Consider the following 10904-nt stretch of genomic DNA (forward strand, 5'->3'; position numbering starts at 1 on the left):
TCACGTCCTCTTCAGCTGGGAGGTGTCGAGCGGCAGCGAGCGCAGGCGCTTGCCGGTGGCGGCGAAGATCGCGTTCATCAGCGCCGGCGCCACGCCCGGCGTGCCAAGCTCGCCGACGCCGCCGGGGGATTCGGTGCTGGCGACGATGTGCACCTCGATGGGCGGGCACTCGTTGATGCGCAGCACCGGCGCGTCGTCGAAATTGCCCTCGACGATGGCGCCGTTTTCCATGGTCAGCCGGCCGTAGAGCGCGGCGCTGAGGCCGTAGACCACGCCGCTCTCGATCTGCTGGCGCAGCACGCCGGGATTGACGACCTGCCCGCAATCGACGGCGCAGACGATGCGCTCGACCGTGAGCCTACCGTCACCGGCGACGTGCACCTGCGCCACCATCGCCGAGTAGCTGCCGAAATCCGGCATCAGCGCGATGCCGCGCCCGCGATCCGGACCGAGTGGGGCGCCCCAGCCCGCACGCTCGGCGGCGAGGTCGAGCACGCCGCGCAGCCGCGGATTTTTGGTGAGAAGGGCGCGGCGATAGGCGACCGGGTCGCGGCCGGCGAGATGCGCCGCCTCGTCGATGCCGCCCTCAAGCGCCGGCGCATTGCGGGTCGGGCCGACGCCGCGCCAATTGCCGGTCAGCATGCCCTGCGGCGCCTCGTGGCGAACGAATTCGACGCGCTTGTTGGCGATATCGTAAGGGCTCTCGGCGCCGCCGGTCTGGTCGAGGTCTATGCCGTCCTTGAACAAAAGCTGCAGGAAGCGCGCCATCACCGCCGGGCCGACCACACGGTGGCGCCAGGAGACCGGCATACCGTCCGGCCCGAGCCTGAGGCTCAGCCGGCTGAGGTTGAGGTAGCGGTAGCTGTCGTGGCGGATGTCCTCCTCGCGGCTCCACACCACCTGAACGGGTCCGTCAACCTGCCGGGCGACCCGCACGGCCATGGTGACGCCGTCATAGTCGAGCCGCCGGCCGAAGCCGCCGCCGAGGAACTGGTTGTGCACCGTCACCTTGTCGAGCGGCAGCCCGGTGACTGCGGCGACGCCCTGGCGGGCGCGCGCCACCACTTGCGTGCCGACCCAGACGTCGCAGGAGTCCGGGCGCACATGAACCGTGCAGTTCATCGGCTCCATCGCCGAATGGGCGAGGATCGGCATGCGATAGACCGCCTCGATGCCCGGGCCGCCGGCCGCTTCCGCCGCCGCGACATCGCCGTGGTCGAGCGCCACCAGCGCCTCGCCGTCCATGGCGGTCTCGATGCGGCGCTCCAGCTCGGCAGTGTCGAGCCCGCCATTGGGTCCGGCATCCCAGGTGAGATGCAGCGCGGCGAGCCCCTTGCGGGCGGCGCCGGTATGGTCGGCGACCACGGCGACGGCATCGCTCAGCTTCACGATATGCCGCACGCCCTTGATCTTCAGCGCCTCGGTATCGTCCACTGCCTTCAGCGTGCCGCCGAAGCTCGGGCTGATCATCACGGCCGCGAACGCCACGCCCTCGGGCCGGGCATCGAGGCCGAACTTCGCCGTGCCGTTGACCTTGGCCGGCGTATCGATGCGCAGATGCGGCTTGCCGATCAGCTTGAACTCGGAAGCCGGCTTCAATTCGACTGTCTCCGGCACCGGCAGGACGGCCGCCTTTGCGGCGAGCGCGCCATAGGCGACGTGGCGCCCGCTGGCGGGATGCAGCACCTCGCCGGCCTCGGCGCGGCAGGAGGAAGGCTCGACGCCCCATTCGCGTGCCGCGGCGGCGATCAGCATGACCCGCGCCGTGGCGCCGGCGCGCCGCATCGGCTCGTAGAAGCCGCGAATGGTGACCGAGCCGCCGGTGATCTGATCGCGCAGCACCGGATGGCCGTAGACCTCCGGATCGGCCGGCGCGGGCACCGCCTGGATCTGGTCGAGCGTGACCTCGAGTTCCTCGGCGATGAGGGTCGAGATGCCCATATAGACGCCCTGCCCCATCTCGGCGGAGGGGATGACCAGCTCGATCTTGCCGGCCGACGGAATGCGGATGAAGGGGTTCAGCGCGGTGTTCTCGGCCGCGCCGGCCGACGGGATCAGGCGCGGGCCGACCACCAGGCTGCCGCCGGCGAAGACGGCGGAGATCAGGAAGGAGCGGCGGGAGAGCTCGCCCGCCATGGCGGTTGCGAGGACGCCCATCTCAGCGGCCCTCCCCGCCGGCGAGTTCGGTCGCCGCCTGCTTGATGGCGGCGCGGATGCGCGGATAGGTGCCGCAGCGGCAGATGTTCCCGGCCATCACCGCGTCGATGTCGGCGTCGGTGGGCGACGGATTCACCGCCAGCAGCGCCGCGGCCGACATGATCTGGCCGGACTGGCAATAGCCGCATTGCACGACCTCCTCGTCGAGCCAGGCCTTCTGCACGCGCGCACCCTCGTCGGTGGCGCCGATCGCCTCGATGGTGGTGACGGCGGCCGCGCCGACGGTCTCGACGGGGGTGACGCAGGCGCGCACCGCCATGCCGTCGAGATGCACGGTGCAGGCGCCGCACATGGCGATGCCGCAGCCGAACTTGGTGCCGGTCAGGCCGATGACGTCGCGCAGCACCCAGAGCAGGGGCGTGTCGCCGTCGACGTCGACCGCATGGGTCGTGCCATTGACGTTGAGCGTAAAGGACATGGTGAAAGCTCCCTCTTTCTCGTCAGCAGGGCGCGCAGACGCAGGCGCCCGGTCGGGCCCGGCCGGCGGTCCGTTGAGTTCGGTGAAGCGGTTGGGTCGCCGCGCCGGCTTCGCGCCCCGACGGCGCGGCTCGGCTCAGGCGGCGGGATTTCTCGTGCTGCAAGGCTTGGGCACGATGCGGCGGACGATGACCGGCTCCTTGCCGCCGCCCGGCACGAAGGCGAGGCCCCGGCCCTCGAACACCACCGGAGCCTCTTCTCCTGGGAGGACGCACACGGCCGGAGCGGCCTGTCGCGAACTGTCGAGCATGGCCTCGGCGGTGCCGCCGATCAGCAGGATGGCGACGGTCAGGACGGCGAGAACGAGCCTGTTCATGACGGGTCTCCTCCAATGAACCGGGGCTCGCATCGCGGGTCCCCTGGCTGATGGAGGAAGGTTACGCGCCGTCCCGCCCCGGCACCGTCCGTCGATTGTGGCGACTGTCGCGATGTTGCGGTGACCAGCGGACGGGAACAGCCAGCCTCGGGCATTGCCGGTGGCGGGCGCTTTCATAGACGACGCCGGAACTCCGTCGGTGTCGCGCCGGCGAGCTCGCGGAGAAGGCCGAGGGCAGGCGCTTGCGAGGTTTCCCCCGCGGCGTTGCGGCGACCATGGCGATGTTGCGGCGGGCTTCGTTCCCGGTCTTCCGGAAAGGCCGCGCGGGAGCCGTCGACGCCGCAAGATCACGACAGCTGCCGCAAGCGCCGGACAGCGGCGGGGCGGGCTCTCCCGTAGCCTCCATCCCATCAGCCGACGGGACCTGCACGCTGCAGGCCGGGCTATCCAGATGGAGATGAAGCCATGAACAAGATCGTCTTTGCCCTTGCCGCCCTGTCCGTTCTCGCCGCCGCCGGCTCGGCCGATGCGCGCGAGCGCTATCGCCACGAGGAGCCGGGCTGGAACCCGAATGCGGCGAGCTTCGGCACCGGCCGGGTGGTGGAAGGCCGCAACGCGGCGACGGTCGCACCCACCTTCAGCGGCGTCGAGTCCTACATCACCCAGAGCATCGAGCAGGACGCCCGTTCCTCGCGCTGAGTCCGCGACATGCCGGTAGGGGGCAGAAAGGGCTCTTTTCGCCTCAACCTGGCGATAATCGGCGCAACGACGCGACGGCCTTCCGGCCGGTCCCGTCCTACTCTGTCTGCAACGCGAAATCCCCGCGGCGGCTCCCCCTCCCTCCGCCGCTCACTGCTCCCGGGGTGGATGCCGGTCGCCCGGCCGTCCGCCCCGGGAGGACTTTTTCAGGGCGCATGCCATGATCCATCGCATGAACGCCTGCAGGTTCAACGCCGTGACCCATGGCATCCTGATCGGCGTCATCTCCTTCACCGCCGGCGCGGCGCTCATGGTCGGCATCGTCTCTGTGTGGTTTCACGGCGCGGCCGCAGCGGCGGACGGGGAGCCAAGCGTCCGGCGGACCTGCCAGACGGGGCAGGACTACCCGTTTCCCTCCGATCCGGCGGGCCGAACGCCGGTCCCGGCCGACGCACCGGCGATCGTAGATCCAGGGAAGATCTGAGGCTCCCTGTCGGAAGCCGGCTCGTTGTCGAGCCAACTTCTGGGCCGGTTCAGTACTGCGCCGTTTCGCGGCCGATGGCGCGCAGCAGCGTCGCAGCGAACATGTCCGTGTTAAACGGCTTGCCGAAGAAGGCGAAGGCGCCCTGCGCCATCGCCCGCGCCTCGAGGCTCTCGTCCGGATAGGCGGTGACGAAGATCACCGGGAAGCTGTGGTTGCGGGCGCGCAGCGCCAGTTGCAGGTCGAGCCCGCTCATCCGCGGCATCTGCACGTCGGAGACGAGGCAGACCACGGCCGAGAGCAGCTCGGCGTCCTCCAGCACTTCCTCGGCGCTGGCATAGAGGCGTGTGTCGAGATCGAGCGACCGGATGAAGCGATCGAGCCCACGACGAACATCCGGCTCATCGTCGACAATGGCGACCACCGGTTGTCCCGCGAGCGCGCCGTTGGAAAGTGACGTCACTTGTCCATCCTTACCTGGTTGGGCATGCAACTTAGACGTCGGTACACCCTGCGCACATCATACTCGGGTTTGGGGTGCAGCCGGGTCCCGATGTGGATGCAGCGAGCGCAAGTCCTTGAGTCTAGAGCGCAAAATGCGCGCTTCTCGCTGCCGGGCGGCATATCCGTAGTAACGCTTAGCCGACATCCGAGGGGGCGTCGCCGCGGGGACCGTTCTGGAGTGAGATGCGCCCGACAAGGGGCTCGAAGCCGCCGCCGAGGCGGGGAGGCATGGCTCATAGCCGCCTACGCATCGGCCGGATCAGTCGCCGCCGGCCAGGCCGAGCGTCTTCGCCTGCATCACCAGATCGACCAGCGAGGCGGCGTGCATCTTGCGCATGACATTGCCGCGGTGGATCTTCACGGTGATCAGCTGCAGGCCGAGCTCATAGGCGATCTGCTTGTTGGCGAGCCCGCGCGTCACCAGCAGCATCACCTCCCGCTCGCGCGGAGTGAGCGTGGCCGCGCGCCGCGCCAGCGCATCACGTTCGGAGCTCACCTGCGCCCTGGCCCGGCTGCGCGCGAGGGCGGAGAACACCGCGTCGAGCACGGCCTGCTCGCTCCACGGCTTCTGCAGGAAGTCGACCGCGCCGGCCTTCATCGCCCGCACGCTCATCGGCACGTCGCCATGGCCGGTGATGAAGATCACCGGCAGATCGGGGGCGAAACCGGCGAGCTGGTCCTGGAATTCGAGGCCGGAAATGCCGGGCATGCGCACATCGAGCAGCAGGCAGGCAGGCGCGGTGGCATCCGCCTCGGCGCGGAACTGGTCGACGCCGGGGAACGCCCGGACTTCCAGATCGAGCGAACGCAGCAGGCTGCTCAGCGCGGCGCGCACGCTGGCGTCGTCGTCCACGACATAGACGCGCCCCACCGATCCGGCCTCGCTGACGCCAAGCTTGGCCTGCGGGATATTTTGGTACCTCTGCAAGCGCCGTCCCCTTCGGCTCTGTGCGATGGCGGCTAAGCTAAACCGACCACCACGGCTGGGAAGCATACTTTGGCATTAGGTCGAGCAAAACCATTGCGAACACTGCGGCAGACGCGGTGAGTTCAGCAATTCCCGTTGAACGCCGACCACCACGGGGTCGGCCACGGTAGCCGAAGACTTCGAACGTCTCGGGCACGGTACCCGGCATACGGCCGCAAGATCGCGACAGGCGCCGCAAGCATCGGACGGCAGCGGACAGGCCTCTCCCGTACCTTCCTCTCCATCAGCCGACGGGACCTGCACGGTGCGGGGCCGGGCTCATCCAGATGGAGACATGTCATGAACAAGATCGTCCTTGCCCTCGCTGCCTTCGCCACACTGACCGGCTCGGCCTATGCCGGCGACTTCGACCACGCCGACCGCGAGGCCTGGCTCGCCACCGTGCGCAGCCAGTCCACCGAGGCCGCCCCGGTGATCACCGAAGGCCGCAACGCGGCGGCGAGCGTCCCGATGCTCGGCACCGTCGAGCCCTATATCGAGCAGAGCATCGAGCAGGACGCCCGTTCCTCGCGCTGAGCCGGCAGACGGGCCGTCACCCGCCCGCCTCTGCCTCTCCCCTCCCTCGGGCCGCACGGCACTCCGCCGCTGCGGCCCGATGTCGTTGGGAACGTGGTCCGGATGTCGGCCGCGGGATCAGCCCACCGCGGCGCGGTCGAGCAAGGCGAACTCCTCGTCGCTGAGCCGGATCGCGGCGGCAGCGACGTTCTCCTCCAGATGCGCCCGTTTCGAGGTGCCCGGGATCGGCAGCATCACCGGGCTGCGCTTCAGCACCCAAGCGAGGGCGATCTGACCCGGCGAGGCGCCGTGATTGCGCGCGACCGCATCGAGCGGCCCGCCCGGCTGCGCCAGCGAGCCGGCGGCGAGAGGATACCAGGGGATGAAGCCGATGCCCTGCGCGGTGCAATAGTCGAGCACGTCCTCGCTGGCACGGTCGGCAAGATTGTAGCGGTTCTGCACGCTCGCCACCGGGAAGACGGCCTGCGCCGCCTTGATGTCGTCGACCGCGACCTCGCTCAGGCCTGCGAAGCGGATCACGCCGGTGTCGATGAGCTGCTTCACCGCCGCGAACTGCTCGTCGCGCGGGACGTTCGGATCGATACGGTGCAGTTGCCAGAGATCGATACGCTCGACGCCGAGTATCTCCCGGCTCCTGTGTGCCTGGCCGATCAGATAGTCGGGACGTCCATTGGGTATCCAGACGTCCGGGCCCGGCCGGGTCAGGCCGCCTTTGGTGGCGATGAGGAGGCCGTCATAGGGATGCAGCGCCTCGTGGATGAGGCGCTCGGAGACTTCCGGGCCGTAGGAATCGGCGGTGTCGATGAAATTCACGCCGAGTTCGGGCAGTGCCTTCAGGGTCCGCAAGGCCTCGGCATGGTCGGCCGGCTCGCCCCAGATGCCGCGCCCGGTCAGGCGCATGGCGCCGAAGCCGAGGCGATGCACCGAAATCTGGCCGCCTATGCTGAAGCTGCCCGCGGCCGCGGCATCGATCGTGGTCGTCGTCATGGCAATCTCCTTCCCATCGACGCGGAGATTCCGCATCGTGAAGGAGGTGGTCCGCACCATCGGATGCCGCAACATCAATGGCGCAAGGCGATGCAAAAAGGCACGTCGCCGAGCCGGCGGCGGAGGCGGGCATTCGCGAAAGACACCCGCGCCAGGCTTTACGTAGCCACGATGCCCGGCGCCTCGGCACGCAGGGTGGAGATGAAGCGGCGGGTGCGCTCCTGGCGGGGGCTGGTGAAGAGCTCCCGCGCCGGCCCGCTCTCGACGATCTCGCCGGCTTCCAGCAGCGCCGCCTCCTGCGCGACGCTGGCGGCGAGGCGCAGATCGTGAGTGGCGATCATCATCGTCGTGCCCTCGCGGGCGAGCTGGGTGAGCACTTCCACCACCTCCAGCGCCAATTCGGGATCGAGCGCCGAGGTCGGCTCGTCGCAGAGCAGCACGCGCGGCGAAGAAGCGAGCGCGCGGGCGATGGCGACGCGCTGCTGCTGGCCGCCGGAAAGCTGCGCCGGCCAGGCATCGGCCCTGTGCGCCAGCCCGACCTTGTCGAGCAGCTCCATGGCGCGGGCGCGGGCCTTCGCTTCCGGCCATTTCAGCACGACGAGAAGGCTCTCCATCACATTGCCCAGCGCCGTACGGTGGGGAAAGAGCTGGAAGTTCTGGAACACCATGCCGGTCTGGAGCCGCACCCGGCGTATGGTTTCGCGGTCCGGCGGGCGGGCGGTGAAGCGCACCGTCTCCTCGCCGAGCACGAGTTCGCCGGCTTCCGGGATCTCCAGCAGGTTCACGCAGCGCAGCAGCGTCGACTTGCCCGAGCCCGAGGGGCCGATGAGGGCGGTGACGCTGCCCTCCGCGACGGTCAGGCTGACGCCGCGCAAGACGGCGAGGGGGCCGAAGCTCTTTTCTATGTTGGTCAGCCGGATCATGCCGCGGCCTCCACGAGGCCGCTGGAGCGGGCGAGCCGCTTCTCCAGCCGGTCCTGCAGCGCCGAGAGCACCGAGCTCAGCGCCAGGTAGATCAGCGCCGCCTCGATGTAGATGATCAGAGGCTCATAGGTGACGGCGACGATGCGCTGCGCCGCCTGGAACAGTTCCGGCACGGTGACGGCGGCGGCGAGCGAAGTGTCCTTCACCAGCGAGATGAAGGTGTTCGACAGCGGCGGCACGGCGGTGCGCGCGGCCTGCGGCAGCACCGTGCGGCGCAGCGCCTGCGACCAGCTCATGCCGATGGAATAGCTCGCCTCCCACTGGCCCTTGGGGATGGAGGCGATCACCGCCCGCACGATCTCCGACGAATAGGCGCCGACATTCAGCGTGAAGCCGATCAGCGCCGCCGGGAAGGCGTCGAGCAGGATGCCGACGCTCGGCAGGCCGTAGAAGATGACGAAGAGCTGCACCAGGAGCGGCGTGCCGCGGATGATCCAGACATAGAAGCGCGCCAGCCCGGCCAGCGGGCGCGGCCCATAGAGCCGGGCGAGCGCCGTGAGGAAGCCCAGCGTCAGCCCGAGGGCGAAGGAGAGCAGTGTCAGCGGCACGGTGAAGACCAGCCCGGCCCAGAGCAGAGGGCCGAGCGATTGCAGCATCAGGTCGAGCCAGTGGGGCACGTCGGTCATCCCTCGATACGACAGGACCGGCCGAGCGGCCGGTCCTGCAACGATCATGACGCCTTGGAGGGCTTACTTCGAGACGTCGGCGCCGAAATAGGTGTCGGCGATCTTCGCATAGGTACCGTCGGCCTTGATCTCGTCGAGCGCCTTGTTGATGGCGGCGACCAGCTCGGGATTGCCCTTGCGCAGGATGACGCCGGAATGGTCGGCATCCTTCTCCTCGGCAACGATGCGCACCTTCGCGTCGGGCCTGTGCTTCTTGAAGTCGAGGAAGGACAGGCTGTCGTTCAGCGTGGCGTCGGCGCGGCCGGTCAGCACCAGCTGGATCGACTGGTCGAAGCCGTCGGTGCCGACCAGCGTGGCGCCGTACTTCTCGGCCAGCTTGCCGAAATTCGAGGTCAGCGACTGCGCCGCGCGCTTGCCCTTCAGATCCTCGAAGCTCTTGATCGCATCATTGCCGTCGGCAACGATCAGCACCGCCTTGGAGGCGATGTAGGGCTCTGAGAAATCGTACTTGGCCTTGCGCGCCTCGGTGATGCCGACCTGGTTGATGACGACGTCGTAGCGGCGGGCGTCGAGGCCGGCGATCAGGCCATCCCACTTGCCCTCCAGGAACTCCGCCTTCACGCCGAGCCTCTTGGCGATCTCGCGGCCGATCTCGACGTCGAAGCCGACGAGCTGGTTCGAGCCGTCGTGATAGGTGAAGGGGGGATAGGTGCCCTCGGTGCCGATCTTGATGACGCCGGCCTGCTTGATGGCGGCGAGGTCGTCGGCCCTTGCCACCGCCGCGCCGCCCAGCTGGAGCGCCACGGCGAGCCCGGCAGCGGCAAGGACTCTGGTCAGAAGGGTGTTCATCATGTCACTCCCCGGCAGTGGGCTGCCGCATTGCGGGCGCGCGATCCGCGTCCCCGTCCTTCAAGAGATAGGTCGCGCCGGCGTCGGCGCCATCGACGGTGCATCGATGCGCCTTCCTATATTCTAGTCGATTAGTAGACAATAGCTTCGCGCGCTGCCGCCAGCGAAGCGCCCGCCTGCGTGCGTCGTCCCGGAACGGTCATGCGGCCGTATCCGGGATCGCGAGCCATAGTCGGAAAACGATCCCGGCCTCCGCCTGCGGCTTCGGCCGGGATGACGAGCCTCAGAACGGGCTGTTGGGGAAGTAGAACTGCGCGGCGTTCGCCGGCGTCACGAGGGTCGAGCCGATGATGAAGCGGCCATAGACCGGCGTATCGGAGACGAAGCGCAGCGCGGTGATCTCCAGCGCAGTCGAGATGAGCGCCGGCGGATAGGTGACGTCGACCGGGATCTGCGGGTCCTTATCCATGACGCGCTTGATGATCTCCTTCATGCCGGCGCCGCCGACGATCCACATCTCCTTCTGCCGGCCGGCCTGTGAGATGGCCTCCAGCACGCCGATGGCCATGTCGTCGTCCGCCGCCCACACCGCGTCGATCTTCTTGTGCTTGGACAGGTAGTCCTGCATCACCGAGAAGGCCTTGTCGCGGTTCCAGTTGCCGTGCTGCATGTCGAGGATCTCGATCCCCGAGCCGTCGATGGCCTTCCTGAAGGCATCCACCCGCTCGTTGTCGAGCGTGGTCGGGATGCCGCGCAGCACGACGATCTTGGCGCCGGGCTTGAGGTTGGCCTTGAAGTACTCGCCGGCCACGCGGCCGAAGGCGGTGTTGTCGCCGGCGACATAGAGGTCCTCGATGCCCGCCTGAGACAGGCCGCGATCGACCACCGTCACCCATTTGCCGGCGTCCTTCACCGCCTTGACCGGGCTGGTCAGCGGCTCGGATTCGAAGGGCAGCACCACCAGCGCGTCGATGTTGCGGGTGGCCATCATGTCCTCGATGTCGTTCACCTGCTTGCCGACCGCGCCGGCGGTGGCGAGCACGAAGTCGAGGTTCGGATAGGTGGCCTTCAGCCGCTTGATGGTCTCCTGCGCGTGCCAGTTCAGCCCGCCCATGAAGCCGTGGGTGGCGGAGGGGATCGAGACGCCGATCACCGCCTTCTTGCCCTGCGCGAGCGCCGGAGCGGCGAGGCCGGCAGCCGCTACGCCGGCGGCAGCCGTCGCGAGAAAAGTCCTGCGTTCCATTGTGTTCCTCCCGTTGCT

At 68.6% G+C, this 10904-nt stretch carries 13 protein-coding genes; 3 read left to right on the plus strand and 10 right to left on the minus strand.

The window, feature by feature from the left end; genetic code table 11:
• The 3 genes from SNOV_RS17600 to SNOV_RS17610 form a co-directional block, all read right to left on the minus strand.
• Window positions 1-2157 carry a xanthine dehydrogenase family protein molybdopterin-binding subunit gene (locus SNOV_RS17600; RefSeq protein ID WP_013168318.1) on the minus strand — a complete coding sequence of 719 codons (2157 nt, stop codon included), beginning with the start codon at window positions 2155-2157 and terminating at the stop codon, window positions 1-3.
• A gap of 1 nt (window position 2158) precedes the next feature.
• Complete coding sequence (locus SNOV_RS17605) at window positions 2159-2635, minus strand: (2Fe-2S)-binding protein (RefSeq protein ID WP_013168319.1); 477 nt, start codon at window positions 2633-2635, stop codon at window positions 2159-2161.
• A 135-nt stretch (window positions 2636-2770) separates the two neighbouring features.
• Entirely contained in the window at window positions 2771-3010 is a 240-nt protein-coding gene (locus tag SNOV_RS17610; protein ID WP_013168320.1) for a hypothetical protein, read from the minus strand.
• 465 nt (window positions 3011-3475) lie between these two features.
• Between SNOV_RS17610 and SNOV_RS17615 the strand changes: the two genes are divergently transcribed.
• The gene (locus SNOV_RS17615; RefSeq protein ID WP_013168321.1) at window positions 3476-3709 is read left to right on the plus strand and encodes a hypothetical protein; all 234 of its coding nucleotides are present in this window, start codon (window positions 3476-3478) and stop codon (window positions 3707-3709) included.
• A 220-nt stretch (window positions 3710-3929) separates the two neighbouring features.
• The gene (locus SNOV_RS17620) at window positions 3930-4193 is read left to right on the plus strand and encodes a hypothetical protein (RefSeq protein ID WP_013168322.1); all 264 of its coding nucleotides are present in this window, start codon (window positions 3930-3932) and stop codon (window positions 4191-4193) included.
• A gap of 49 nt (window positions 4194-4242) precedes the next feature.
• Here SNOV_RS17620 and SNOV_RS17625 read toward each other — a convergent pair whose 3' ends face one another.
• Window positions 4243-4653 carry a response regulator transcription factor gene (locus tag SNOV_RS17625; RefSeq protein ID WP_013168323.1) on the minus strand — a complete coding sequence of 137 codons (411 nt, stop codon included), beginning with the start codon at window positions 4651-4653 and terminating at the stop codon, window positions 4243-4245.
• 300 nt (window positions 4654-4953) lie between these two features.
• On the minus strand, window positions 4954-5622 hold the full coding sequence (locus tag SNOV_RS17630; RefSeq protein ID WP_013168325.1) for a response regulator transcription factor: 669 nt from the start codon (window positions 5620-5622) through the stop codon (window positions 4954-4956).
• Window positions 5623-5961: 339 nt separating this feature from the next.
• Here SNOV_RS17630 and SNOV_RS17635 point away from each other — a divergent pair, with 339 nt between their 5' ends.
• Window positions 5962-6198 carry a hypothetical protein gene (locus tag SNOV_RS17635; RefSeq protein ID WP_013168326.1) on the plus strand — a complete coding sequence of 79 codons (237 nt, stop codon included), beginning with the start codon at window positions 5962-5964 and terminating at the stop codon, window positions 6196-6198.
• Window positions 6199-6315: 117 nt separating this feature from the next.
• Here SNOV_RS17635 and SNOV_RS17640 read toward each other — a convergent pair whose 3' ends face one another.
• From SNOV_RS17640 to SNOV_RS17660, 5 genes are all read right to left on the minus strand, one after another.
• Window positions 6316-7185: an aldo/keto reductase gene (locus tag SNOV_RS17640; RefSeq protein ID WP_013168327.1), complete on the minus strand. Its 870-nt coding sequence runs from the start codon at window positions 7183-7185 to the stop codon at window positions 6316-6318.
• Between the two features lie 158 nt (window positions 7186-7343).
• Window positions 7344-8108, minus strand: a complete 765-nt coding sequence (locus SNOV_RS17645) for an amino acid ABC transporter ATP-binding protein (protein WP_013168328.1) — start codon at window positions 8106-8108, stop codon at window positions 7344-7346.
• Window positions 8105-8785 carry an amino acid ABC transporter permease gene (locus SNOV_RS17650; RefSeq protein ID WP_013168329.1) on the minus strand — a complete coding sequence of 227 codons (681 nt, stop codon included), beginning with the start codon at window positions 8783-8785 and terminating at the stop codon, window positions 8105-8107. The genes SNOV_RS17645 and SNOV_RS17650 overlap by 4 nt, the downstream gene beginning before the upstream one ends.
• A gap of 72 nt (window positions 8786-8857) precedes the next feature.
• Window positions 8858-9643, minus strand: coding sequence for an amino acid ABC transporter substrate-binding protein (locus SNOV_RS17655; protein WP_013168330.1), 786 nt, complete (start codon window positions 9641-9643; stop codon window positions 8858-8860).
• Between the two features lie 283 nt (window positions 9644-9926).
• A complete protein-coding gene (locus SNOV_RS17660; RefSeq protein WP_013168331.1) occupies window positions 9927-10886 on the minus strand; it encodes an ABC transporter substrate-binding protein in 960 nt (319 codons plus the stop codon).
• Window positions 10887-10904 lie beyond the last annotated feature (18 nt).

The organism is Ancylobacter novellus DSM 506, from assembly GCF_000092925.1.
Classification (GTDB): Bacteria; Pseudomonadota; Alphaproteobacteria; order Rhizobiales; family Xanthobacteraceae; genus Ancylobacter; species Ancylobacter novellus.